Annotated in this window: 13 protein-coding genes; 10 read left to right on the top strand and 3 right to left on the bottom strand. The window is 69.8% G+C overall.

What is annotated here, in order from left to right; genetic code table 11:
* Nucleotide 1: 1 nt before the first annotated feature.
* The gene (locus BG418_RS05260; protein WP_188272490.1) at nucleotides 2-7717 is read right to left on the bottom strand and encodes a polymorphic toxin-type HINT domain-containing protein; all 7716 of its coding nucleotides are present in this window, start codon (nucleotides 7715-7717) and stop codon (nucleotides 2-4) included.
* Nucleotides 7718-8480: 763 nt separating this feature from the next.
* Between BG418_RS05260 and BG418_RS05255 the strand changes: the two genes are divergently transcribed.
* Nucleotides 8481-12545 (top strand): ricin-type beta-trefoil lectin domain protein, encoded by a 4065-nt coding sequence (locus BG418_RS05255; RefSeq protein WP_188272489.1) that lies wholly within the window; start codon nucleotides 8481-8483, stop codon nucleotides 12543-12545.
* A gap of 183 nt (nucleotides 12546-12728) precedes the next feature.
* On the opposite strand, the gene BG418_RS05250 is transcribed toward BG418_RS05255, so the two are convergent.
* Entirely contained in the window at nucleotides 12729-13706 is a 978-nt protein-coding gene (locus tag BG418_RS05250; RefSeq protein ID WP_188272488.1) for a TRM11 family methyltransferase, read from the bottom strand.
* A gap of 18 nt (nucleotides 13707-13724) precedes the next feature.
* Nucleotides 13725-14372 (bottom strand): hypothetical protein, encoded by a 648-nt coding sequence (locus BG418_RS05245; RefSeq protein ID WP_188272487.1) that lies wholly within the window; start codon nucleotides 14370-14372, stop codon nucleotides 13725-13727.
* A gap of 472 nt (nucleotides 14373-14844) precedes the next feature.
* On the opposite strand from BG418_RS05245, the gene BG418_RS05240 reads away from it, so the two are divergent.
* The 9 genes from BG418_RS05240 to BG418_RS05200 all read left to right on the top strand — a co-directional run bounded on the left by BG418_RS05240 (nucleotide 14845) and on the right by BG418_RS05200 (nucleotide 26285).
* A complete protein-coding gene (locus tag BG418_RS05240; RefSeq protein ID WP_188272486.1) occupies nucleotides 14845-15672 on the top strand; it encodes a hypothetical protein in 828 nt (275 codons plus the stop codon).
* A gap of 320 nt (nucleotides 15673-15992) precedes the next feature.
* Nucleotides 15993-16364, top strand: coding sequence for a pilin (locus BG418_RS05235; protein ID WP_188272485.1), 372 nt, complete (start codon nucleotides 15993-15995; stop codon nucleotides 16362-16364).
* Nucleotides 16361-18283: a hypothetical protein gene (locus BG418_RS05230; protein ID WP_223184372.1), complete on the top strand. Its 1923-nt coding sequence runs from the start codon at nucleotides 16361-16363 to the stop codon at nucleotides 18281-18283. Before BG418_RS05235 ends, BG418_RS05230 begins: the two co-directional genes overlap by 4 nt.
* On the top strand, nucleotides 18283-19218 hold the full coding sequence (locus BG418_RS05225) for a PrgI family protein (RefSeq protein ID WP_188272484.1): 936 nt from the start codon (nucleotides 18283-18285) through the stop codon (nucleotides 19216-19218). The genes BG418_RS05230 and BG418_RS05225 overlap by 1 nt, the downstream gene beginning before the upstream one ends.
* Nucleotides 19215-21071, top strand: a complete 1857-nt coding sequence (locus BG418_RS05220; RefSeq protein WP_188272483.1) for a VirB4 family type IV secretion system protein — start codon at nucleotides 19215-19217, stop codon at nucleotides 21069-21071. The genes BG418_RS05225 and BG418_RS05220 overlap by 4 nt, the downstream gene beginning before the upstream one ends.
* The gene (locus BG418_RS05215; protein WP_188272482.1) at nucleotides 21068-23470 is read left to right on the top strand and encodes a type IV secretion system DNA-binding domain-containing protein; all 2403 of its coding nucleotides are present in this window, start codon (nucleotides 21068-21070) and stop codon (nucleotides 23468-23470) included. The genes BG418_RS05220 and BG418_RS05215 overlap by 4 nt, the downstream gene beginning before the upstream one ends.
* Nucleotides 23471-23524: 54 nt before the next feature.
* Nucleotides 23525-24514: a replication-relaxation family protein gene (locus tag BG418_RS05210; RefSeq protein ID WP_188272481.1), complete on the top strand. Its 990-nt coding sequence runs from the start codon at nucleotides 23525-23527 to the stop codon at nucleotides 24512-24514.
* Entirely contained in the window at nucleotides 24511-25437 is a 927-nt protein-coding gene (locus BG418_RS05205) for a bifunctional lytic transglycosylase/C40 family peptidase (protein WP_188272480.1), read from the top strand. The genes BG418_RS05210 and BG418_RS05205 overlap by 4 nt, the downstream gene beginning before the upstream one ends.
* Nucleotides 25434-26285 carry a hypothetical protein gene (locus BG418_RS05200; protein WP_317453512.1) on the top strand — a complete coding sequence of 284 codons (852 nt, stop codon included), beginning with the start codon at nucleotides 25434-25436 and terminating at the stop codon, nucleotides 26283-26285. Before BG418_RS05205 ends, BG418_RS05200 begins: the two co-directional genes overlap by 4 nt.
* The last annotated feature ends 38 nt before the right edge of the window (nucleotides 26286-26323 follow it).

Raw genomic sequence — 26323 nt, 5'->3', positions numbered from 1 at the left:
CTCACTTCCCTGCAACCCTTTCCCAAGTCTCTCCGAAATCATAACTGACTTCCGGTGCTTGGAACTCTCCGACAATGAGGTGCTCGTCTTCATCCATGTCGTACTCGGTACCGTGAATCCGGATGTTTCGCGACGGCCCGATCGCGGGATCTATATCCGCCTCCCTGGTCCGCAATATGATGCCTTCCCCAACCCATTTATCGTTCAGCTCTTGGGCGCCTTCCGTGGCCCTCTCAATATCGTGCGTCCAAGACGTGAAGACGGAATCCGTTTGATTTCCACCCACATGCGCTTTGATGTTCGAGTGGCCACCACGGGGAACCGCACGGCCTTCAGTTGCGGCATCGTAACCACGGTGCCCCTTGGCGAGACCACGGTACAGATAGCCATCGCCTATATCACAAGCACCATTGGTGTTGTGAACCAGGACGGGAATGGTTCCTGCCAGCACATAGTATGTGTGGAGTTCGGCGACGGTGAGGTTGTGCATGTCGGCCGCACCGGTGACCGTGTGGATCGCGACAAGGGTGGCTCGCTGCCCCCTGTTAGTGGCCAGGGTGTGACCAGTCTTGAGCTTGCCTGCCGGGACCCAGTCCCGATCGGTGGCGTCCCAGAAGGGATGCTTGGACGTGGTGTGGAGCGTGGCGGTCTTGCCGTCTTCGCCCTGGACCTCGATGTCGACGAGGTCATAGTCGTGGTTGACGAACTTCGCTGTGACCTGGCGCGGCCCAACGTCCTTGCCAGTGGCAGGGTTTGCGGCCTCGACCTTGTCGCCGACCTCGATCTTTCCGATGGGCTTGGTCTTTCCCTGGTCCATCAGGACGAGGGTGTCCGGGGTGAAGCTGCACTTTCCGCCTCCGCTGCCCGCCTCGACCGGGGCCTCGGGTTTGGGTTCCGGGCTGTCGTGGGTTCCTGTACTCGGCTTGCTCGGTTTGCCGCCGTCGGCGGGCTTGCCGGCGTCGGGCTTGGCCGGGGGTGTGCCCGCGTCCGGGTCGTCGCGGAGCATCCTGCTGACGGTGCCCCCGGCTTCGCCGACCTCGCCCGCGGCAGCAACTGCCGCCTTTTCGGCCTTGTAGTCCTTGGCGAGCTTGTAGACGCCGTAGCCGTCCGCGGCGACCTGTGCGACGGTTCCGGTCACTTCTCCGGCGACGTAAGCCGTGGAATTCGAGTCGACACCGAACAGGTCGGCGAGCGGGTGGCCGTCCGACTCCCATGAGTTGTGCGGCAGCTCCATGTCCAGGAGGCCCGGCGGGCCTTCCCAGCCGGTCCACTCGTTGAAGAGTTCGTTCTCGCCGTTCCAGATGCTGGAGATGGAGTTGCCGAAGTAGCCCAGGCCGTTGACGCCCCATTCCCACGGCGTGCCGACGACCGAGTCGCCGACGCCGGTGAAGAAGTCACCGACGTCGCTCCACGAGGGCCACAGGCCGCTGGGGTCGCTGCCGTTGACGGGGTCGTCGCCGGCGTAGGTGTAGCCGCCCATCTGGTTGGCATCGCCAGCTTCCAGCACCGGGTCGACGCTGAGGAACCGTCCCAGGACGGGGTCGTAGTTGCGGGCGCCCAGGAGGTTCAGGCCGCTGGCGGAATCGACAGGCTTGCCCAGGTAGCCGCGGTTGTCGATCCAGCCGGCCGGGGTGGTGCCGCGGGGTGCGCCGTAGGGGTCGTAGGCGCGGCGGGTGACGGCGAGGCTGGAGGCGTCGACCTGGAGCTGGGCGGTCTTCTGGGGGTTGGTGGGCTGATAGGTCAGGGTTCCGGCGGAGGAGCGGGTGATGCGGGTGCCGTCGGGGCTGGTGTAGTAGCGCAGGCCCGCGACCTTGTCGGTGACCTTGGTAAGGGTGAGCTGCTCGGCGCCGCCGAAGAGGTAGAGGACGTTGGAGTCCGCGCCCTTTTGGAGGAGCAGTTTGCCGTCGGCGTCGTAGAGGTAGTTGGAGGTCTGGGTGCCGCCTCCCGTCTTGGGAGTCGTGACGGTGTCGGTGCGGCCTTCACTGTTGTAGGTGAGGTTCTGGGTGGTGGCGGCGGCCGTGCCGGTCTTGGTGTCGCGGCTGATGGTGTTGCCCGCGGCGTCGTAGTGCGGTGTGAGAGTGGCGGTTCCACTCGGCCCGGTGGTGGTCACGCTGGTGGCGGTGTTGGGCCGGGCGGCCTGGGCGGTGCCGCCGCCGGGGTAGGCGCTGGTCTGGACGGTGTTCTTGAGCGCGTTACCGGTGGTGTCGTGCTTGACCTGCTGGGTGCGGTCACCGAGCAGGTTGTAGGTGAAGGACTGCCAGTACGGGGCCGGGCCGCCAAGGGTCGCGGTGGACGGAGTTGCGGTGTTGCACTGCGCGAGCTGGCCTACAGCAGGGCTCGTGGTGCCCTTGGTGTCGGTCCAGGCTTCGGCAAGCCGGTTCAGCCCGTCGTAGGCGAAGCACTGGGTGTCGATGCCGGTGGTCGTGCCGCCCAAGGACTGGACGTCGTTGGCGGCAGTGAGGTTTCCTGCCTGGTCGTAGCCGTAGGTGGTGGCGTCGATCGGGTTGGTGCTGCTGGTCTGGAGACTGACCGTATTGGTGGCCAGACGGCCGGTGGCCTGGTCGTAGGTCTGCGCGGTTCGCAGCTGCTTGCCGTACAGGCCGTAAGTGGACTGGATCACCTGCCCCAGCGGCGTGTACAGCGTGATGTCCAGATAGGGCGCCAGCTCGGAGCCGGTCTCGACGAGGCCGCCCTGGAGGTTGTAGCCGTAGCCGACGGTCTCCCCGGGCAGGCCTGCGTCGGCACCGTAGGTCGTGGACTGCAGCATCCCGACGTTCGGGGTGTAGGCCGCAGTGTTGCTGTAGGTGCCGGCGAGCTTGCCCTCGGCCGCCGGGATGACGGTGGTCGTTCCGGTGGGCTGGTAGGCGGTGTTGTAGTCGTTGACCTTCTTGACGTAGGCGCTGCCGTTCGCGCCGCCGACGTAGCGCGTCGAGGAGGTCGGGTAGCCCTTGGCGAGGGTGTCGTAGGTCCAGGCTGCGAGCTGCTTGGTCGGGTCGGTGGTGCTGGTTCCGTCGTAGAGGCCGGTCTTGCGGCCGAGACCGTCGTAGGTGGTGGAGACGGTCTGTCCGCGCCCGTCGGTGCTCTGGGTCAGTCGCCCCTGCTGGTCGTAGCTGTAGGTGCTGCTGCCCGAGTCGGGGTCGGTCTGAGCGGTCTTCCGTCCCAGAAGGTCGTAGGTGTACAACCAGGTGTTGCCGACGGTGTCGCTGATCGACTCGGTCTTGCCGGCCGCGGTGTACGTGTAGCTGGTCGTCACATCCGCTGCGGCGACCTTGCCCTGGGTGCCCGAGGTCCAGACGCTCTTGCCCGCGGCGTTGTACATCTGCACGCTCGCGTCGTCGCGGACCATCGCGTACGCGCCGGTCGCGCCGGTGGTGCCGCTGCCGGAGTTCCACAGGACCGTGCCAGAGGTGCCGGTGACCACCAGGCTGCCGTCGGTGCGGACAGTGGCATTCGCACCCGGGTTTCCAGCGGTGTTCGACGACCACAGGGTCTGGCCGCTGGTGATGCCGGTCAGGACCAGGTTGCCGTCCGGCTGCATGGACAGGCGCACGCTGTTGGAGGCAACCGAGCTACCCGAGGCGATGACGGTTCCGGCCGACAGCTTGCGGTCGGGGGTGGTGTCCTTCAGACGGGTGGCGGTCTTCTGCCCCTGCGCGTTGGTGAAGGTGACGGTCGGCTGTCCGCCGTTGGGCGGAGTGGTCTCGGTCCGGTCGGCGCCCGGGTAGGCGGTGGTGGACTCCCAGAGCTTGACCGCCCTGGACCACTGCTGGGTGGCGATGGACCGGCCCTGGCCGTCGTAGACCGTGCGGGTCTGGGACGGGACGGTGTTCTCCTTCTCCACCCACAGCGTCGTGGCGGGCGAAGTGGTGGGCTCGGAGTAGGCCGCGATGCTGGAGACGGACCAGCCGTGGCTGTCGTAGCCCGTGGAAGTGATCAGCCGCCCCGCGGAGTTGTCGGCGGTGGTCGTCTGCTGCTGGCGGGTGCGCAGCAGTCCGTCGTAGATCGTGATCGCGGTGCTGTACGTCTCGTCCTCGCGCAGGGTCTGCGTGGTGACGGTGGACGGGTCGGGGCTGTCGCCGCTGCCGTGGACTGCGTAGCCGAACTTGCGGTCCGGGCTCTGGATGTGGGTCGCCTTGTCCCGGCCCGGCATCCACACCTGGGTGCGGCGGCCGAGCGCGTCGTAGGTCATGTCCGTGACACGGTTGTTGGCGTCGACGGACTGAATGGTCAGCCCGCGTCTCGGGTCGACGGTGACCGTGCTGGCCCAGCCGAAGGGCTGCGGATACGTCGTGGTGACCTTGGTCGGCAGGACGTCGGCGCCCGGCGAGTAGGCGGTGGTCGTGGCCTGCGCCGCGGTGTCCAGCGTCTTGGTCACACGCCCGTAGTCGTCATAGCTGACGGCTGCGAGCGTCTGGTAGACGGGATCACCCGAGGAGTCGTACTTCGTCACCGCCTGCGTCGCACTGAGGTATCCCAGCGAATGCGACTTGCCGTCCGAGCCCCATGCCTGGCCGAGCTTGCCGTAGGTGCCGACGTTGGAGACGCTGCCGTCGCCGTCGTAGAAGAGCCGCTTGTGGCTCAGGGTGGTCTTGCTGTCCGGCTTGGTGTCGCAGCCTCCCGCCAACTCCAGCGTCTCACTGGGGTAGGTGAGCATCATCGGGTTGCCGGACGGGGCGTCGGCGTAGCTGGTGATGGAGCAACGTTCCTGCTTGGGGTCGGAGACGTCGCCCTTGTCGTCGAGTTGCTGCACGCGCCCGTAGCTGTCGTACTCCGTAACCCCCTTCTTGGTGCGCCAGCTGCCGTCGGCGAGCAGCTCCAGGCTGCGGTTGGTGACGGAGGTGGTGCGGTGCGCGGCGAGGTCCGGAAGAGTCGACAGGGTGTCCGGGGCCGGGTCCTTGGACGTCCAGGCCGTACGCGAGGTGCTGGTGGTGGTCGTCGCGTTGAGCGGCCCGTTGAGTGTCTTGCCGACCGGGATGCCGCCCGCGTTGCTGTAGACGTCGGTCTCCAGCGTGGCACCGGCCAGCCAGTTGCTGTCGGTCACCGCGGTGTCGTCGACGGAATTCTTGATGGAGACGGACCGCTTGCTGCCGTCGGCTTTGTAGTCGCCGTCCATTCCCTGCAGGTAGGTGGAGACGGATTTGGTGATCGGGTCCGGTGCCGTGCCGGTGGTGGTGGTGACGGTGCGGTAGCCGCGGAAGTCGCTCCAGTCGCGGTACTGGTCGTCGGTGAGGTCGGAGTCGTCGCGGTGCCAGGCCGCGCCGCCGCCGTAGCTGTAGTCGGTCACCTTCGGCGGGGAGTTGGCCTTGGTCAGGTCGCTGTCGGTGACCTGGATGACCAGCGTCTTCTGGAACCAGTCGTCGATCGGGGTGACTGCCCCCGACGGATTCCAGTGCACCGGGTAGCAGGCCATGGTGTTGCTGTCGCCCGAAGACGGCATGGTGTGGTTGACCCGTGAGCACTCCGGATTGCGGTAGGTGACCGCGATGGACTCGCCGCTCTCGGTGCGGATGCTGGAGATCCGCGGCTGGTACAGCGGCGGGGCACCGGGATCGAGGCCGTCGACCCGGTTGTCCGTCTCGATGCCGGTGAAAGTGACCGGGTCCAGGGTGATCGGGTCGCTGCCGCCTGCACTGGTGTCGAGGCCGGTGTGCTGGATGGACGACAGCCACATCACCGACTGCAGCGTGCCGGCGTTCTTCGAGTCGGTGGTCTTCCCGGTGACCGGGTCGATGACCCCGCCCGCGTCGGAGAAAACGTGGGTGAGGGTGTAGGAGTCGACGTCCTGGAAGCCGCTGCCGGTCTTGACCTGGGTGGTGATCTTCTTCAGCCGGTACGTCGACCAGAAGGTCGGCGAGCCGAGCTTGCAGACGTCCTTGTCGTCGTCGTTGTCGCTGTGCGTCTTGTACGTCGAGGGGCAGTTCGCGTCGTACGGCACGTCCGGCCAGTTGGTGGCCGTGTCCTTGCTGAGGTTGTCGTACGTGCAAACGCTGTCGGAGGTGGTGCAGCGCTGCGCGGTGGTGAAGTTGATACGCGCCGCGGGGTCCTTGCCCGCGATCGCGTCAGCCAGCTTGTAACCGTAGGAAATACGGTTGAGGTAGCCGCCACGGGTGTACTGGGTGAGCGTGCCACCCTTGTTGTCCGCGGCGACCTGGCCGTAGCCCATGTTGTAGTAGTTCGACTCGGTCGCGTACTCGTAGCGCTGGGCGTTGCCATGCGGGTCGACGACGAAGTCCAGGTTGAAGCGATAGCCGACCGGCTTGTAGCACTGGGAGTCGTTGCCCTTGCCCGAGTCGTAGCACGGGTCTCCCGACTTGGGGTGATAGACCGGCATGCCCCAGGCGCTGTTGGTCGCGTCGTCCGAGGTGGTGCCGGGGGCGTGATTGAGACCCAGGTAGTAGGCGGTGCCGTCGGTGGTGGTGACCTTGAAGTACTCCCCGTCCCACAGACCGTTGCCGGCCCCGGTCAGCCGCTCGATCCTCGTGCCGTCGTCCGAGGACAAGTGGTAGATGCCGTCCTTGTCACGCACCAGTTGGCCGGTGTGGGAGCCGAGCGAGAGGGTGGCGTTGTAGCCGCCCCAGCACTCGTCGCCGGAGTCCTTGATCCCGTCGTACCGGCACGGCTTGTACGAACGCTCCAGGAAGCCGGGGCTGTACGACCAGCCGTCACCGATCCACGAGGCTTGCGAATTGCGCGCGGAGGTCTCCCCGTCGATGGACTGGGAGTTGTACGAGAGCGCGACCGACGGCGCGCCGCCGCCCAGGGCCGGCGGGGCGGCGACCGGGTAGCTGTAGGTGAACGCTCCCGACGCGGACTGCGCCCAGGATCCCGAGGCCGACAGCGACGTCGCCGTGTAGTCGCCCTGGGAACCGCCCGTACCGGCCACCGCCGCGACCGCCAGCGACATCGGCGCCACCGCGGGACTCGCCGAAGCTCCCTGGGTTGCCTGCGACTTGAGGGCGCTCAGCAGGTTGCCGGCCGGAAGGGTAACCGACGCCGTGAGCTTCTGCGCCGTGGTGTCATTGGTGGTGGCCAGCGGCGTCTGGACCTGGCAGGCCGACATCTGCGGGGTCGTCAGGGCGCAGCCCGGCATCAAGACCAGATGCAGACGGGAGCCCCAACCGCCGCCGTACGCCTGGGCGATCGCACTGTAGTCGAGTGCCACCGACACCTGCCCGGCGTCGCTCCTGCCGTCCGAGCGAACCAAGCCGACCAGCAGGCCGTCGACATGCGCGGCCTGCGCCAGCCGTCGATCGGCCGTCTTGACGGTGACCGAGGACGGTGTCGCGGACTTCGCCGCTGCCCCGTTCTTGAGCGCCTTGGATGCATCACGGGCAGCGACAGGGCCAACCCATACCGGGGACGTCCCGGCTCTCTTGGGGGCGGTCGCCGAAGCGGTGCCGGAGGTCCGCGAGCGGCCCGAATCTGCGCCGGATGCGGGCGTCTTCACCTCGCCCGGCGGAGTGAGGACGACCGAATCCGTGCTGACCGCAGGCCACTTGGGGGTCTGTGGCGTGTAGGCGCTCAGGGCGCGGGCGCCCTTGGGGATTCCGGCCCGAGGCGCCCCCTTGGCCTCGGTGACCGGATGCCCGTCCACTACCGGCTGAGCCGGCAACTCGCCGTCCGCCCAGACCTTTCCCTTGTAGTGGTAGCCGCCGACGCCTTCGGCGGATGCCAGCGGAACGACCAACGACAGCGCGGCGAACACGGCTGTGGCCACAGTGACGCGACGCGCTGCGCCTCTCGTCCGTAACCCGGAAAAAGGGCGCGCTGAAGAACGCACTCTCAAAGTCCCCACCCCAAGTGCGTGACCGTAAAAGGCCCCCGTTATAGGCAGAGCTGTTGTCCAGCCCCGCGAGAATCACCGAACCGTATTGCTACAGGCGTACGATTCGCAATAGCCTGCCTCGGCACCCCCTCCGGACGACTCCCGTAACTTTCCTCGCTCTTTACACAAGCATCACGCGAGGCACACGGAGCCCAGGAGGCATTGTGCTGCAGGGGGAAACCATTCCGCTTAACGCAGTTCGGCCGACGAACGCGCCGAGCTGCCATCCGACCAGGAATTTTCTCGCGGATCTCATGGGGGGTAACACCACATGCGCAGGCATCATCGACCGACACTGACACGTCGGAGACTTGGGCAACATTTGACTCTCCTGTCAGCGGCATTAGGACTGGTCATTTCACTTTCCGGCCAAGCGATGGCCGATATCACGCCGCCGACAGACCCGACCCAGCCCACGTCGGACAATCCCACCCTGGCGGCGCTCCGCCAGGCCCAGGCGGATGGCAAACCCGTTCCCATCGAAAACCAGACAACCCAATTGAGCCAGACACTGGCTAATCCCGACGGCACAGTGACAACCACAACGAACCTGAAACCGGTTCGGGTGGAGAAAAGCGGAATCTGGAAGTCACTCGATGCCACGCTCGCGAGAAACAGCGACGGGACCTACAGCCCTGCGGCCACACCGGGCGAGGTGGCATTGTCCGGCGGCGGCACCGGGCCGTTGGCGGCATTGGCCGACGGCGCCGGGCACCGGCTCGCGGTCTCCTTCCCCCACGGGCTTCCCGCCCCGACGGTAAAGGGCAACACGGCGCTGTACGCACAGGTCCTGCCCGGGGTGGACCTGCAAGCGTCTGTCAGCGCCCAGGGCGAGTTCAGCGAAGTCCTGGTCGTCCACGACGCGACCGCGGCAGCCAATCCCGAGTTGAAGAAGCTGCGCCTGGCCACGAGCACTGACGGACTGACGCTCAGCGCGGACGCTACAGGCCGTCTCGCTGCCAAAGCGCCCGACGGGAACGTGGTCTACGCCAGCGCCGCGCCCCTCATGTGGGACTCCTCCACCGGCCAGCAGTCGACGGCGACCTCGCCGAAGTCCCTGACGCCTGCGGCGGTGCCCCGCCGTAGTGGTGTGGCGGCCGTTGATCCCACCGGGACATCCTCGGCCACCGGTCCCGGTACCGGCGCCAAGGTCCAGCAAGTCGGTATGACCGCAGAGGCCGGTGCCCTCACCCTCACTCCCGACGCGAACCTGCTCACCGGGTCCGCGACCACCTACCCGGTGTACATCGACCCGACGTTCAGCAGCCCACTCACCGGGCAGACCGGCCACTTCACCGTGGCCCAGGAGGGCTGTCCCAGTCCGGGCAATCCCAACCCCGCGTACGACAAGGCGCAGGACAACGGTCAGGGCGTCGGCTACCAGCACTACTCCTCGCGCTGCTACGGCATGCAGGAGGCGTACTACGAGATCAACGCACGCAACCTCTACAAGAGCATGGTGATCTCCAAGTCCACCCTGACGCTGGCGGAGACCTACGGCGCGGACGCGGGCTGCGACAACACCTGGCCGGTCACTCTCAAGGAGACCGAAAGGATCAGCGACAGCACGTCGTGGGACAACAAGCCCAAGGTGGTGGCCACGATCGGCACCCAGGACGTCAAGAGCGCCTGGCCCGACTGCGGAACGAGGTATGTCAACTTCGACGTCACCAGCCGCATCAGGGCTGTTGCCGCAGCAGGGAACGATACCTGGACGTTCGGTCTGTCCGGCGACGACAGCACGTCGTCGACGAACTACGGCTACATGCGATTCAGCGCCAATCCGTACATCACCACGGTCTTCGACCTCCACCCGGCGGTCGACAGCGCCAGCACCACGCCCGACTCGATGAACCCTAGCGGGGCCGCCTGCAACAACGGCACGCCCGGCTGGATCGGCGCGACCACCCTCACCGGCGGCAACAGCAACATCGACCTCAACGCCCGCGTCGCCACGTACATGAGCGGGGTCAACCTCAAGGCGGTCTTCAACGTCTGGGACAACCGGAAGGACAACGGGAAGGGCAACGGCAGTACGGTGTCCGCTCCCAGCAGCCCGTATGTGGCCTCCGGGACGACCGTTCACACCAACATCGGCACCGCGGTGCAGGACGGGCACGCCTACGGGTGGGAGGTCCACGCCACTGACGGCACCCTCGACAGCCCCCTGCTGACCTTGTGTCACTTCAACGTGGACCTCACCCCGCCCACCCCTGCGGCCTTCGGCGACTCGGCCGCCTACCCGCCGCTCGGCAGCGACCGCGCACCCACGGCGCACGCCGGTGACACCGGCATCACCATCCCGGTCACGAGCACCGACCCCACGCCGACCGGCTGCGAACTCGCCCCGTGCGTCAAGAGCGGCATCCGACGCTTCGAGTACTCCCTCGACGCCCCCATCCCGCCCACAGGCGCGAAATCGATCGCGGCCACGCCCGACGGGAGCGGTACGGCGAAGGTGGACATTCCCGTCAACCTCACTGCGCAGCAGTGGGGCACCCACACCCTCTACGTCCAGGCCGTCGACGGCGCCGGCAACGCCCGCCCCTCCAGCTACCGCTTCTACGCGCCCTGGAACCCGGCGACCAAGGTCACCGCAGGCGACCTGACCGGAGACGGCATCCCCGACCTGCTCACCCCGGACAAGAGCGGCAGCCTGCTCCTCGTCCCCGGCAACACCGACCCGGCCGCCACTCCCGTGACCGCGTCCACGGCGTCCCAGAGCCCCGACGGCACCGGCTGGGACAACTACCTCGTCGCCCACCGCGGCAGCCTCAGCCAGTCCGGCGTCGACGACCTCTTCGCGTACAACAAGAGCACCCACAACCTGTACGCCTACTCCAACGACGCTAACCGCAACGGCACTCCCGGCCACTTCACCAACACCAGCGGCATCATCCCCATCCCCGACAAACCAGACTGCAACACCGCCTCCGCCTGCGACGGGTACGACCACACCTGGGCGTCCGTCACCCAGTTCCTCGCCCCGGGCAGCTTCGACAACACGCGCGGCCTCGCCGACCTGATCACTGTCGAGAACAAGAAGCTCTGGTACTACCCCGGGACCGACACCGGCGGGCTGCATCTGGGCAAGGGCATGCTCCTGGGCACCGGGGACTGGTCGCACGCCACGCTCATCGCCCCCGGGACGGTCGGCGGCGCACCGACCCTGTGGGCCCGCGACGACGCGAGCGGCGTCCTGTACTCCTACCCCCTGCAGTTCGACGCCAACGGCATCCCCACCACCCTGACAGCACCGGCCAGCCACACCCTCGTGTCCGGGGTGACCGCAGCAGGTGGCGGAAACCTGTGCCTGGACGTCGACCACGGCTCCACCACCAACGGCACCAAGATCCAGGTCTGGGGCTGCAACAACAGTGCACCGCAGCAATGGGTCCTCGGCGCCGACAACACCGTACGCAACTACGGCAAGTGCCTGGACGCCACCGGCGGCGGCACGGCCAACTGGACTCCCATCGAGCTCTACACCTGCAACGGGGGCGGCGCCCAGCAGTGGAAGCCCGGCCCGGGCGGCTCCCTCGTCAACCCGGCCTCCGGCCGCTGCCTGGCCTACCCGTCGTCCAACACGACGCCCGGCACTCAGCTCATTCTGGCGGACTGCGCCACCATCGCCGACCAGGTCTGGTCCGGCAACGCCACGAACCCGCTCCCGGCCCAGGCCGCACTCCTTGCCCCGTACCTCGACAAGGCGACCTATCCCCTGGTCTCCTCACCCGGAGACGTGAACAGCCAGGGCGGCGACCCGGACACCAACCCCGACCTCTACGCCACCACCAACCGCGACGCCATCACCGAATACTCCGGCAAGGCTCCCGTCGGCGGCCTTGCCCAGTTCAACGCGCCGGTCACCCTCGGCTACCTGCACAAGCGCACCGGCGCCGACGCCGAGGGCGACCTCAACGGCGACGGCATCCCGGACCTGACCGCCATCGACAAGGACGGACAGCTGCGGGTCTACCCGGGTACCGGCAACGGCGGCCAGGCCAACGGCCCGCAGCTGGGCGGCGGCTGGGCCGGAGGCGACATCAGCCACCGCGGAGACTGGACCGGCGACGGATACGAGGACCTCGTCGCCCACCTGCCCGGCGACGCGTCCCACCTGTGGCTCTACCGCGGTACCGGCTTCTCCGGCTTCAGCGGCCGCTACGCACTCAACCGGCCCGCCGGATCGCCTTCGCCCGACTGGTCCAAGACCACCCAGGTCATCACCGCCGGAGACCTCACCATGGACTCCCACCCGGACCTCCTCGCCATCGAGGACGACGCCCTCTACCTCTTCCCCGGCACCGCCGACGGCCAACTCGCCACACCCATCAAGATCGGCACCGCCGGCTGGAACGACATGGAGCTCCTCGCCCCCGGTGACGTCAACGGCGACGGCCTCAACGACCTGTGGGCCCGCCGGAAGTCCACCGGCGACATCTACCAATACCTCAACGACCCCCTCAACCCCGGCACGCCGCTCGGCAACGGCAGCAACGCCCTGCTCATCGGCGGCGGAGTAACCACCTCCGGATACCCCGCCGTCGCAGCCATCGGCGACGGCAACCAAGACGGCCACCCGGACCTCTGGACCACCGTCACCTCAGACGACCACCTCCACTTCTTCGCCGGAAACGGCAGCAACAGCACCGGCTTCGCACCCGGCACCGACGTCAGCGGAGGAGGCTGGACCACCACCATCAAACAAATCGCTTAACCGGTCCCAGGGCTGACCGCCCCAAACCAACCGGTCTCGTCCGGCCCGCTCCAAACCGAGGAGCGGGCCGGCGCGCGCAACGCGTGGACCGGTCACGGCCGCGCTCGACGACATGGTCGCCGAGCGTGGTTTGGGTATGGGCCCAGGCCGGGGACCCGGAAGAACAAGCTGCCGATGGATGGTTCAGCAGTTGCGATGCCAGCTGTTTCGGGCGCAGGTGTGGGAGCGCGGAGCCAGCCTGGCCGTCGGCTTGCAGCTGCGGGCAGCTCCGGCGGGCGGCCTCGGTTCGCCGGTTGCGCCCTCCGGCTCTACCGAACCGGCCTGCGGTCTGGGCCGGGTGAAGATCAGCACGTCCTCGTGTTGGACCACCGAGAGCGGGATGCCGCGTCGGCGGGTGTCGCGGACGTTCTTCATCTGGAAGAACGACGGGCGAGCGATCAGGCGGCTGTCGCGGATGCCCGCGAGGAGGGCGACGCAACGTTCGGCGGGGACGAGTCCGGCTGACCGCCCGGCGGCGAGGACGGCAGAGGGCAGGTCGACAAGTTCCCCGCGCTCACGCCAGGGGCGGGTGGTGACGACGGCTGTGCCGCCGGGGCGCAGCATCGTCTGGCACTGGGTGAGGATCTCGGTGAGGGCTTCCAGGAGCCGCTCGGTGGAGACGTGGGCGAGGTTGGCCGGGTCGCGACTGTAGCGGAAGTCCTTTTTGACCACCCCTCGTTCGCCGGTCTCCCGGCTGGAACGGACCTGTCCATGGACGCTCGGGCCGTAGGGAGGTGAGGTGACCACGAGATCCACCACACCCTGGAGTGACGCGGGGATGAGGCTCGTGAGCTGGCGGGCGTCGCCGCAGTGGACGGTGCCGGTGCCGCCTTCGGATACGGCGGAAGCGGCGTTGAGGCGGGCGAGGTGGACCCACTTGGGTTCGTACTCGACGCCGAGGGCGCTGCGGCCGAGGTGGATGGCTTCGACGAGGGTGGTGCCGATGCCGCACATCGGGTCGAGGACCAGATCGCCGGGCTTGGTGTACGTGCGGATGGCGTGGGCGGCGATCTGCGGGAGCATTTTGGCGGGATGGGCGGACGAGCCGGGTACGTAACGACCGGCACGCTGGGCGGGGGCGGAGGTGGGGGCGGTGTTCCACACCGAGATGGGAGAGGGCACGGTGAACTCCTCCGGTATTCAGGCGTGGTGGATCGCGGTCAGGACGACCAGGTCGCTGTGCGTGACCCCGGGGCTGGCGTCGGTGGGCGGGGCGGGCACGAGCCAGTCGCCGACGGGGTGGGCGTGGGCGATGACGATGTGCTGCAGGTAGCGGAATCCTGCGGTGCGTGCGCAGGCGACGAGCGAGCCGAGCCGGTCGGTGAGGATCCCCGCGTCGCGGCGCTGGCGAGTGGCCAGCAGGAGCAGTCCGTCGGCCGCAAGGAGGCGATGGGCGCGATGGAAGAAGCCGGGCCAGCCGTCCTCCATCGCCCCGTGCATCTCGCTCCCGACGGCCGAAAAGGCATCGTCAGGGGCAGGGATGGTGTCGGGGTGAAGTTCGGCGAGTAGCACAGGCGTCCCACTGGTTGTGCCGCCACTGGCATCCGGATAGGTCGTGCAGGGGGTGCGTACGTCCATGCCGGGAGCGGTGTCCCGGATGTGGATCTTGAGCAGAGGTGCGGGCGCCCCGTCCGGACGGTGGGCGTACTCGGTACGGATCTTGTCGATCGCCCAGACGGGCAGCACGCTGCCGGGGGCGGGCGCGGAATCCGGCTGGTCGGGGGCGGGGAGCCAGATGGTCGTCGGGAGCGGCCGTGCGGTATGGGGACGGGAGGGAGTGGTGGGCATCGGCGAGTGGCGCCCGGGGGGCGGGACCGGATCCGTCTGGTGCTGACGTGAGGTAATAGAGACGCGGCCGGGCGAGATTGTCATCGCCGCCTGCAGTGTTCGATCCGGCGGGACAGCTCGGATCCCCGCAGGCCATCCGCCTCTCAGCTCGGCAGGTTGGTTGTCTTCGCCCCGATCTGCCGAACGCCGGACCAGTGGCGAGCCACCTGCGAGCCACTGCCGAGCCACCCTGGCGGCAGCGTGCCACTGCGGGAGGACTCGGCGGATTTTCTTCCGTGTTCGATAACGCGCGACACGGCGGCAAGGGTGACGTTGATCACCGGGGGTGGGCTGGCTGCGGGCCATCGCACACAGCGGTCCATCAGGCAGTTCGTGGACCGGTGCTGGCACGCCGCCGGTCCGCTCGTGGCACGGCGGGGTGAAAGGGGTGGCGGCAGACGTTGTCCGCCGCCACCCCGCAAGGAGCCCAGCCATGCACCACCCCTCTCGTACCGCCCACCGCCGCTCGGCCTGTACACGTCCTGCGGGGTGCTCGCCGCTGCGGGTGCTGGAGGAGTCCTTCCTCGCGCTCGCCTCGACCGTCGAGCCGCTCACCCTGCCCGCACACCTGGTCTGCGCAGAGCCGGAGCATCCTGTACTGCCCGTCGACCAGGTCCGCACCCTCCTCGCCCACCCCGCCACCCCGGCAGTGCTGCGCGAGCAGACCTGGCGCGAGGTGGTGCGCCGCGCTCAGCAGCTCGGTGACCCGTGGAACACGGTGGCCGTCGCCATGACCGTTCCGGTCCTGCGGCGGATGCTGGCCCGCCTGGTACGCCCCGCGCATCTGGAGCGCGCCGAGGTCGAGCAGGAGGCCCTGGCCGCCGTCGCCACTGCCCTCACCTCCTTGGACACGGGCACGGCGGACGTGGGCCGCGAACTGTTCGCGGCAGCAGACCGGGCGGTGCATCGGCTGGCATACGCCGCGCACCGACGGGCCGAGCGCGAGCGGGGCCCGGTGACGGCTCACCTGGGCCGCTTGGCCCAGCCGGTGGCCCGGGCCGTATGCCAGGACGCGGCCGACGTCGTCGAGGATCAGGATGGCGGGAAGGGGGACGAGTACGCGGTGCTGGCCCGCGCGGTCCAGGCGCAGGTGGTCAACGTGACTGAGGCGCGGCTGATCGCCCGGACCCGTCTGGAGGGTGAACCGATGCAGCTCCTGGCAGCTGAGCGGGGTGTGAGTGTGCGTCAGCTATACCGCCACCGCAGTGCCGCCGAGCAGCACCTTGCCGCACACCTGCGCCAGCGGCTGCTCGACCAGTAGCACCCGCCGAGGTGGCATCCGGGCCGGGAATGTCAATTCCCGGCCCGGACATCTCTATTACAGGTAGGCGGCACCTTCGCTCGCACCAACTTGCGAGTGCCGCCGCCCCGGTACGGAGCACCGCTGGTGACCTGCTGCCGGGGCTCACTGCCGGATGGGGTGAGCACGTCTGTCTCGTGCTGACACCCGAGAGCCTGCTTGCCCTGCCGCCTTGGTGAAGGAGGACGGCCCCGGGCAAGGGACCCGCTCGCTCCACCCGGAGCATCACCCGCCGCCTGTCTCCTTTCCGTCTGCTGTGTGCCCGACGGAGGTGCGCTGCCATGCCTGTCCCGCTCCACCAGCTGCGCTGGCGCCGACGGTCGGCCCCGTCGCGCTGCATCGCGCTCCGGGCCGCCGCCACTGCGGCCCTCACCGCTGCGGTGCTGCTCGCCGGTGACACCTCCGCATGGGCCGTCGCCGACGTGCCCACGGTGATCAACAACCTGCGGAACTGGATCGTGGGTCTACTGGCGGGCCTGGCCACGCTGTTCCTCACCTTCGGCGGGCTGCGCTATCTCATGGCCGGCGGCGATCCCGGCGAAGTCGAGGCCGCCAAGCGGGCCCTGAAGGCGGCGGCCATCGGCTACGGGCTGGCGATCCTCGCCCCGGTCCTGGTCACCGTCCTGAAGGGCATCGTGGGGGCCGGGGCATGACGGCCCGCCGCATCCTTACGTACGCGCTGGTGGCTGCCGTGCTGCTGCTCGGCGCGGCGACCGTGATGTCGTCGCCAGTCCACGCCGCAGCGGCTTCCGCCCCGGCCGGAGTGCAACTGGCGCCCGCCGACCCCGAACCCGCTCCGGCGCCCGGCCCCGCCCCGCAGCCCACCCCGGCACCTGTGCCGGGACCCGCCCCGGTGCCCGGGCCGCCCACTCCTCGCCCCCAGTCGCCTCACCCGCCGGAGCCGACACCCGGACCGACCCCGCCCGCCAGCCAGGTCCCCGGGGTCTACGACAAGCACGACGGCTGGGGGCCGTTGGGCACGCTGTTCGGCGGGCTCGTCGACATCCCCGCCGTGATCGTCAGTGCGGTCACCTCGTTCCTCGGGATGCTCGTCGACCAGATCATGAAGCCGTTGCGAGAACTCCTGGCCGACACCTTGCTGTCCACGCCCGACATCACCGAGCAGGCCGACATCAAGCGCCTGTGGACCGGATCCCTTTCCATCGCCGTCGGGATCTACGTCCTGTTCATCACCGCGGGCGGCGTCACCGTCATGGGGCACGAGACCGTGCAGAGCCGCTATGCGCTCAAGCAGATCGCCCCGCGTCTGCTGATCGGCGTCACCGCCGCCGCCACCTCGCTGACCGTGATGGGCAAGGCCATCTCACTGGCCAACGCGCTCTCGTACGCGTTGATGGGCACCGATGCCTCCGACGCCGGCAAAGGCATGGTCGAACGGGTCATCCCGTTCGCCCTGTTCGGTGGCCCAGGCACGGCCCTGTACGCACTGCTCATCGCGGTTCTGACGATCGTGCTGATCCTTGCCGTCCTGGTCGGCTATATCGTGCGCATCGCGGTCATCGCCGTGATCGCCGTCGCAGCGCCGCTCGCGCTGTCCTGCCACGCGCATCCGGTCACCGACCGGGTAGCCAGGCTGTGGTGGCGGGCGTTGGCCGGGTGCCTGACGATCCAGGTCGCCCAGTCGGCCACGTTCATCGTCGCGCTGAAGCTGTTCTTCGCCCCTGGCGCCACGCTGCTCGGCTTCCCCAAGCCGAGCCGGCTCGGCACGATGCTTGCCGGACTCGCCCTGTACTGGATCCTGTTCAAGATCCCCGGCTGGTGCATGCGCGTCGTCTTCCGCGCCACTCCCGTCCATCCCCAACTACCCGCGTCGCTGCGGATGCTGCAGTCGGTAGCGCTGTGGCGGCTGATCAACCGGTACGTTCCCGGCGCCTCGACGCTGCGCCGCCGCCCGGGCGGCGGAGGCGGTGGGCGGCCTGGAGGCGGGCCAGGTCGGGGCGGGCGTCCGGGTGGCGGGGGCCGACCCGGAGTCGGGGGCGGCGGCCGTGTGCCCAGGCCGATGCCCGGTGGTCTCGCCGGATACGCGCTGCGCCGAGGACGGGGCCTGTTCGCCCGGGGGCGGGCCGCGATCAGCCGACCAGGAGGTGCGCCGCCGGCCACCAGCACCGCGGTTTCCAGTCCCGCGAGCCGGGCGACCGCTGCCTCAGCGCCAGCGCGTACGCGTCGTACGTCCCCGCCTGCCACGCGCGCTCGCACTGCCGCAGCGCCTCGCGCGGGAGGCAACCCCCGTGCCGCGATGCATCCGACCCAGGCCCGTCGCGTCCAGCAGTTGAAGCTGCCGATCCCTGCAAAACGGGCGGCAGGTCGGACGGCGAGGCCGGTGCAGACCTGGCTGCCGATCAACGCTCCGCGCGTCCGCCCGCCCCGGCCCACCAGCACGCCACCAGCACCGTCCGCCGCTGCGGCACTCCCTGCTCCGGCTCAGCGCCCCCGGCAGTTGGCCCTGCCCATACCTGCCCCGCGTGTCCGAACCCGGCCGCCCCGACCCGTGCAGTTGCGGCTGCCTCTTGAACCGCCCCGCCCGCCCCGCACTCCCCGGAGGTCGTTGTGATGTCCGAGTTCGACGAGGACAGCGTGAGTGCTGTGAGAATTCCCGTCGACATCTCCCGTCCCGACCGCCTGTTGGGTCCCTTCACGGCCCGGCAGACCGCGCTGCTGGCAGTGGCAGGGCTGGTGCTGTACGTCGGCTACTGGGCCACGCGCCCTTTCATGGCGCCCCTCGCGTACACGGTGATGGCGATCCCGGTTGCCGGGGCTGCGGCGGCGCTTGCCCTCGGACGGCGGGAGGGCATCGGCCTGGACCGGTTCCTGGCCGCCGCCCTGGCGCACACCCGTACCCGGGGGCGGCGGGTACACGCTCCCGAAGGCGTCCCACCGCTGCCCGACGTCATCCCCGCCCATTGGGCCTCAGCCCAAGGCAGACCCCCATCCGCGATGCGGATGCCGTACGACGGCATCACCGAGGGCGGTGTCCTCGATCTCGGCGGTGACGGGCACGCCGCGCTGGCAAGGTGTTCCACGGTCAACTTCGATTTGCGCTCGGGAGCCGAGCAGCAGGGCCTGACCGCCGCGTTCGCCCGCTGGCTCAACTCCCTGACCGGACCGACCCAAGTGCTGGTGCGCAGCCACCGTATCGACCTCGCCCCGCTCGCCGACACACTGCACCACCACGCGCCCACGCTGCCGCACCCGGCTCTGGAGCAGGCCGCCCACGCCCACGCCGACTTCCTCTCCCACCTTGCCGACGGAGGCAACCTGCTGGGCCGACAGATCACGCTGGTAGCCCGTGAAGAGGCCGCCCCGTACGGCGGGCGGGGCACGGGTGAAGGGCGGGCCCGGCAGCGTCTGAACGAGGCCGCCCGCGCGCTGGCACCGGCCGAGATCACCGTCACCCCTCTGGACGCAGCGGACGCCACCGACCTGCTCGTGGCCGCCTGCAACCCCGACACCCCCGCCGCCCCCGGACCGGAAGGGGACCTGGCATGACCCCGAACCTCTTCGGCCGTCGCCGTACCCCGACGCAGAAGTCGGCCGTGGACGGTGCGCAGCTGCTGGAAGCCGCCGGCCCCGAGGCCGTCGAGGTGCACGCCCGTACCCTGGCGATCGGCGTGCACCTGGCCTCCACGCTGGTGGTCACCGGCTATCCGGCCGAGGTCCACCCGGGCTGGCTCGCCCCGCTGCTCAACTTTCCCGGCCACCTCGACATCGCCCTGCACATCGACCCCGTCCCCAATGCCGTGGCCGCCGCCGGACTGAAGAAGCAGCGCGCCCGCCTGGAGTCCGGCCGCCGAACCGGTTTCGACAAAGGGCACCTGGACGACCCGGAGGTCGAGGCCGCCGCCGCGGACGCCGCAGACCTTGCCTACCGCATCGCCCGCGGCGAGGGAAAGCTCTTCCACGCCGCCCTGTACATGACCATCCACGCTGCGGACGAGGACACGCTTGCCCAGCAGGTCGCCGCAGTCCGCGCGGTCGCCGAGTCGCTGCTGATGACGGTGGCGCCGACCACCTACCGGGCTCTGCCGGGTTGGCTGGCCACGCTGCCGCTGGGCATCGACACCCTGAAGATCCGGCGCACCTTCGACACCGCCGCGCTCGCCGCGTGCTTCCCCTTCACCAGTCCGGACCTGCCCATCGCCACCAGCGAGGACGGCACCCCGACGGGGGTGTTGTACGGGCTGAACGCGGTCTCCGGCGCGCCGGTGCTGTGGGACCGCTTCGCACAGGACAACTACAACTCCATCACCTTGGCCCGCTCCGGGGCCGGCAAGTCCTACCTGGTCAAACTGGAGCTGCTCAGGCTGCTGTTCAGCGGCGTGAGCGCCTCGGTCATCGACCCGGAGGACGAGTACGTCCGCCTCGCCGAGAGCGTCGGCGGTCAGGTGATCGCGCTCGGCGCGGACGGGGTGCGTCTGAACCCCTTCGACCTGCCCGCAGATTCCAGCGGCGAGGACGTGCTGACCCGACGTGTGCTGTTCCTGCACACCTTCCTCGCCGTGCTCTTCGGCGCGGAGTTCACGGCAACGGAGAAGGCGACACTCGACCGGGCGATCCTCGCCGCCTACGCCCGTGCGGGCATCACCGCCGACCCTCGCACCTGGCAGCGCACCCCACCCCAACTCGCCGACCTGGCCGCCGTTCTGGCCGAGGAGGACACAACGGCGGCGGCAGATCTCGCCAACCGCCTGGCCCCGTACACCACCGGCTCGCACGCCCTGCTGTTCAACGGCCCCAGCACCGCAGCGACGACGGGGCATCTGGTGGTGTTCGCGCTGCGCCGACTGCCCGAGGAGATCAAGGCCCCGGCCATGCTGCTGGCCCTGGACGCCATCTGGCGGCAGACCACCAACCCGGCCCGTACCGGCCGTCACCTGGTCGTGGTGGACGAGGCGTGGCTGCTGATGCGCGACGGCGAAGGCGCCCGATTCCTGTTCCGCATGGCCAAAGCCGCCCGCAAGCGCTGGACGGGACTTGCCGTGATCACCCAGGACGCCGACGACGTGCTCGCCACGCAGCTCGGGCGCGCCGTCGTCGCCAACGCGGCCACCCAGATCCTGCTGCGCCAAGCGCCCCAGGCCATCGACACGATCACCGAGAACTTCCACCTCTCCTCCGGGGAGCGGGAGTTCCTCCTGTCGGCTGGCCGTGGCGAGGCACTACTGCTCACTGGGGACCGGCGCCACAAGGTCGCCCTCATCAGCGTGGCAGCGCCCGAGGAGCACGAAGTGATCACCACGGACCCTGGCGAACTCGCCGCCCAGCACCCGTTTGACGACGCCGCCGACATCGGCGACGTCACCGACGATGAACTCGACGTCGACGGGGAGCGGGACTGGTGACCGCATACGTACTGGGCACCCTGGCCGGCCCGGGCGGGCCCTTGGGGGACTTCCTCACCGACCCGGGCGGCCTCCTGGGCTCCGCCGTTCGCGAGGTCTCCGGCTGGCTCGGCGCGCAGGCGCTCGTCCTCGCTCCGTGTGCGGCCTTCGTTGCGGTCGGCGGATCCGTGCTACGCCGTCGACTGCACTGTGCGCGCCAGCGGAGCCTTGTCGACGACGCCCGCTGCGTGGAGATCCTCGCCCCGCCCGTCGTCGCTCCCAAGGGCGGGGAGGTTTTGTGGGCGCAACTGTCGGGCCTGCTGCGCCCCTGGTGGCGCCGCCTGCTCTCCGGCCAGCCCCATCTCGCCTTCGAGTACTCCTGGTCCCACACCGGGCTGCGCATCCGGCTCTGGGTGCCCGCAATGGTGCCGCTCGCCTTGGTGCGCCGCTCGGTGGAAGCAGCCTGGCCGGGCGCCCACACCCGGGTAGCCGACCCCGCGCTGTTGCTGCCGCCCGGACACACTCACACCTCCGGGCGCCTTCGTCCGGCCCGCCCCGACGTCCTGCCCCTGCGCACCGACCACCCCACGGATCCGCTGCGCGCCCTGTTGCAGGCCGCCACCGGCATGGCCGAGGACGAGGGTGCGTGCGTGCAGATCCTGGCCCGCCCGGCCACCGGCCGCGCACTGCGCCGCGCCCGTCGGCAGGCCCGCCGCCTCAAAGCCGGACAGAACCCGGGCCGACTGCCCGCCCTGGCCCGACTTCTGCTGCACCGCGCCCAGCCCGCCGCCACCGGGAAACTCGATCCCGAACACAACGCCGTCGTACGGCAGGCGGCGGTGAAACTCACCGGATCGCAGTGGCAGTGCGCCCTGATCTACGCCGCAGCCTGCTCGCCGAAGACGGAAAGGGCCCAGGACATGGTGCGGGGCCGCGCCCATGCGTTGGCCTCCGCGTTCGGGCTATACGCCGACCGCAACTACTTCGCCCGCACCCGGCTTCCACATCCCGAACCGCACCTGAACGACCGGCACTTCCCCTCCCGCCCGGCGCTGTTGTCGGTGCCGGAACTCGCCGCCCTGGCTCACCTGCCCGTCGACGCGGACGCTCCCGGTGTGCAGCGGGCAGGGGCCCGCTCCGTCCTGCCGCCGCCCTCCGTGCCCGAGCCCGCACCCGGCACCGGCGTCAAGTCGCTGGGCCGCTCCGACACGGGTGCGCGCCGAGGTGTCGGACTCGCGGTCTCCGACGCACGCCACCACCTGCATCTGGTGGGCGCGACCGGCTCGGGCAAGTCCACGCTGATCGCGAACCTCGCCCTCGACGACGTCCGCAACCACCGCGGCGTCATCGTCATCGACCCCAAGGGCGACCTCGTAACCGATCTGCTGGACCGGCTCCCGGACACCTGCGCCGACCGCCTGGTCCTCATCGACCCCGACGACCCGCACACCCCGCCGTGCCTCAACGTGCTGGACGGGCAGGACGTCGACGTCGTCGTCGACAACATCACCGGCATCTTCCGCCGGATCTTCACCGCCTTCTGGGGCCCGCGCACCGACGACGTGATGCGGGCGGCCTGCCTGACCCTCCTCAAACATCGCGAACGCACCCACCAGTTGGTCACCCTCGCCGACGTGCCCCGCCTGCTCGGTGAGTCCGCCTACCGGCTGCGAATCATCCCGGCGCTCAAGGACCCGGTCCTGCGTGGGTTCTGGGCCTGGTACGAATCGATGTCCGAGCCCTCGCGGGCGGCGGTGGTCGGCCCGGTGATGAACAAACTCCGCGCGTTCCTTCTGCGTGACTTCGCCCGCCGCTCCATCGCCGCCGGGCCCTCCACCTTCGACCTCGCCCAGGTTCTCGACGGCGGCATCCTGCTGGCTCGCCTCCCCAAGGGGGCGCTGGGCGAGGAGACCGCCCGCCTGCTCGGCTCGTTCATCGTCGCCGGGACCTGGCAGGCCGCCGCCGCCCGCGCCCGCATCCCCGAGCACGCTCGGATCGACGCCACACTGAGCATCGACGAGGCCCACAACTTCCTCACTCTCCCGTATCCCCTGGAGGACATGCTCGCCGAGGCCCGGGGCTACCGCCTCTCCATGCTGCTGGCCCACCAGCACCTCGCCCAGCTGCCGCGCGACCTGCGCGAGGGCATCTCCGCGAACGCCCGCAACAAGGTCTTCTTCAACGCCTCCCCGGAGGACGCGAGTTCGCTGGAGCGGCACACGTTGCCGACACTCGGAGCGCACGATCTCGCCCACCTCGGGCCTTACCAGGCCGCCGCCCACCTACTGACCGTCGGCGCCCAGTCCTCGGCCTTCACCCTCACCACCCGGCCGCTGCCACCCGTGATCCCCGGTCGTGCGAGGGACCTGCGCACTGCCGCTGCCGTCCGGAACGGCCCCCGCCCGGCTACCCGTCCCTGATACGGCGCCTTCGCCCGCCCGCGCCTTCGTACACATCCTCGGTGGTGACCTGCGATGTCCGCACTCCCACGCCCGGCCGTCGGTCCCGGCTCCCGTTACACCGCCCGCGCCGCTACCAGCCGCGCCCGCCCCGCCGGCCGGTACACCGATGTGGCCGCCCTCGCCCGTCGCCTAACCGGTCGGGATGTGTGGCTGGTGCGGATGCTGCACGAGCACCAGGTACTGACCACCCATCAGATTGTCCGCCTCGCGTACGGCTCACTGCGCTCCGCGCAGCGCCGTCTGCGTACCCTGCACCAGCACGCCGTCCTCGATTCGTTCCGTCCCCTGACCGTGTCGGGCTCGGCCCCCGAGCACTACACCCTCGGCCCCGTCGGTGCCGCCCTGCTTGCTGCTCAGGGCGGGTGCGAACCGGCCGCTGTGGGGTGGCGCCCCACGCATACCGGGCGCATCGCCTACTCGCCCTGGCTCGGCCACGACATCGGCGTCAACGAACTCCTCACCCACCTCGCCGCCCGCACCCGCACCACCCCCGAGGCCGGGCTCGACCTGTGGCTCTCCGAGCGCTCCTGCGCGCGCCGCTGGGGCGACATCATCCGCCCTGACACGTACGCCCACTGGCTCGATGGCGGCCTGCTGCTGCCGTTCTTCCTCGAGTACGACACCGGCAGCCAGCCTCTCGCCCGCGTCGAAGCCAAACTCGCCGGCTACGCGGCCTTGGCCACCACGACCGGCACCCGGCCTGCCCTCCTCATCCACACCCGCACCGCCTCCCGCGACCAGACCCTGCGCCGCCGCCTCGCCCCGGCGACCCACGAACTCGGCCTCCACATCGCGACGAGTTCCGCGGACTACACCACCGCCAGTCCGCACGGCCCTTGGTGGACCCCGCTCGAACCCACCGGCCACCGCACGACCCTCGCCGACCTCGCCGCCCACTGGCCCGGCCTCACCCCGGCCGGCGGGCTGGCCCCCACCGATGCCGACACCACCCTCACCCTCCCCGTCCCCCCGCTGCCTCCCGCAATCGAGGCCGGCCCATGAGCTCCGCACTCGCCAAGACCACCGCCGGCATCGGCTGCAGCCTCCTCGCTCTGCCGCTGCTCGCCGTGCTCATCATCGCCGCGCTGCTGAGCAGCCTGCTCCCAGGCAGCAGTGTGTCGGCCCTACCGAGCAAGCAGGCCCTGGCGGACATCCCGTCCTACCTGCTCGCCCTCTACCAGCGGGCCGCCCCCGAATGTCCGGGCCTGTCCTGGACGATCCTCGCGGCGATCGGGAAGGTCGAGACCGATCACAGCCGGCACCCCACGATGGTGTCGGAGGCGGGCGCCGTGGGGCCCATGCAGTTCCTGCCGTCCACCTTCGCGGCATACGCGTACCCGGTGCCACCCGGCGGGAAGAGCCCGCCCACCCCGTGGGACCCGGTCAACGCCGTGTACGCGGCAGCCCGCCTGCTGTGCGCCAACGGCGCCCGCGACGGCAGAGACCTGCACCGGGCCCTGTTCGCGTACAACCACTCCGAGCAGTACGTCGCCGAAGTCCTGCGCATCGCCTCCCAGTACGCCACCACCACGCCTACCCCAACCGGAGCTGCGGCAACGGCGGTCGCGTTCGCCCGCGCCCAACTCGGCACCCCGTACGTATGGGGCGGGGACGGACCAGCCGACGGCGGCTTCGACTGCTCCGGGCTGACCCAGGCCGCCTACCACGCCGCTGGCATCCCCCTCCCGCGCGTCGCCCAGGACCAGTACAACCACGGACCCCACGTGCCGACCGGAACGCCAGTACTACCCGGCGACCTGCTGTTCTTCGGCACCAGCCCCACCCACATCACCCACGTCGCCATCGCCACCCAACCCGGCAGCATGATCGACGCCCCGCACCCCGGAGCCGTCGTCCGTGAAGGCCCAGTCCCCAACTCCTCTTTCCAGGGCGCCACCCGCCCCGCCACCCAAGGCATCCGGTGACCTCGCCCGGGGCCGGCGAGGCGGAGCGCCTGCTTCGCACCCTGACCCGCGCCCTATGCGCGGTGGGAGTGCTCGCGCTGGTCTTCACCGCGGTCAACGTAACCCTGTTCGCCGCGAGCCGAGGCGTGCCGATCTGGATCGCCGCCCTGCTCGACCCGATGCTCGCCCTGGCGCTGGCGGCGATCCTTTACGCGGACGCACGGCTCGCCGCCTGGGGCATCCGCCCGCCCGCCTGGTCCGCGGCACTGCGCTGGTGGGCCGGGTGCACCGCCGCCGTCATGAACACCTGGACCTCGGTCTGGCCCGACGGGGGCATCGGCCGCCCCCGCCACGCAGATGTGGCCGGCGTGCTACTGCACCTGGTGCCGTGCCTGCTCCTTGTCGGACTCGCGGAAACCATCGCCGCCTACCGAAAGATCATCACCGAGGTGCGCCACCACACCCCGCCCGCACCCCCAGTGGTCCGCCCCAACCACCCGCCGCACCTCGCCGCACCCGCGCAGACAGACCACGGTCTCGGCGTTGCCGCACCGACCGACCGCTCCGACGCCGGGGCAGCGCGGCCCGACATCGGCGACGTCCGGCCGGACCTACCCCTGGAAGCCCTCTACCCCCGCCCGGGTGCCGAACGGCCGGTAGACGCCGACCTGTTCACGCGCGCCCAGGCCCTGGACGCGGCCGTACGCGAACGCACCGGCCGCCCGGTCAGCATCCGCCAGCTCCGCCGCCATCTGCACCTCGGCCAGGAGCGCGCCCGCGCGCTGCGTACCCGTCTCGACGCCCCGCTCCCCCCGGGTGCACCCGCACCCGACCACGCTCCGGAAAGCGCTCCTGAACAGGAGCGATAGGCCGCTTGACTTATCGGGGCCAGTGGAGCGTCCATGGT

The organism is Streptomyces sp. CBMA152 (assembly GCF_014596475.1).
Lineage (GTDB): Bacteria > Actinomycetota > Actinomycetes > Streptomycetales > Streptomycetaceae > Streptomyces.
This window is presented reverse-complemented; position numbering and strand designations above follow the sequence as displayed.

Bases quoted from the DNA above. Each gene is read 5' to 3' on its own strand.
- BG418_RS05245 (WP_188272487.1), bottom strand. From the start codon at position 14,372: ATGCCCACCACTCCCTCCCGTCCCCATACCGCACGGCCGCTCCCGACG.
- BG418_RS05240 (WP_188272486.1), top strand. From the start codon at position 14,845: ATGCACCACCCCTCTCGTACCGCCCACCGCCGCTCGGCCTGTACACGT.
- BG418_RS05235 (WP_188272485.1), top strand. From the start codon at position 15,993: ATGCCTGTCCCGCTCCACCAGCTGCGCTGGCGCCGACGGTCGGCCCCG.
- BG418_RS05230 (WP_223184372.1), top strand. From the start codon at position 16,361: ATGACGGCCCGCCGCATCCTTACGTACGCGCTGGTGGCTGCCGTGCTG.
- BG418_RS05225 (WP_188272484.1), top strand. From the start codon at position 18,283: ATGTCCGAGTTCGACGAGGACAGCGTGAGTGCTGTGAGAATTCCCGTC.
- BG418_RS05220 (WP_188272483.1), top strand. From the start codon at position 19,215: ATGACCCCGAACCTCTTCGGCCGTCGCCGTACCCCGACGCAGAAGTCG.
- BG418_RS05210 (WP_188272481.1), top strand. From the start codon at position 23,525: ATGTCCGCACTCCCACGCCCGGCCGTCGGTCCCGGCTCCCGTTACACC.
- BG418_RS05205 (WP_188272480.1), top strand. From the start codon at position 24,511: ATGAGCTCCGCACTCGCCAAGACCACCGCCGGCATCGGCTGCAGCCTC.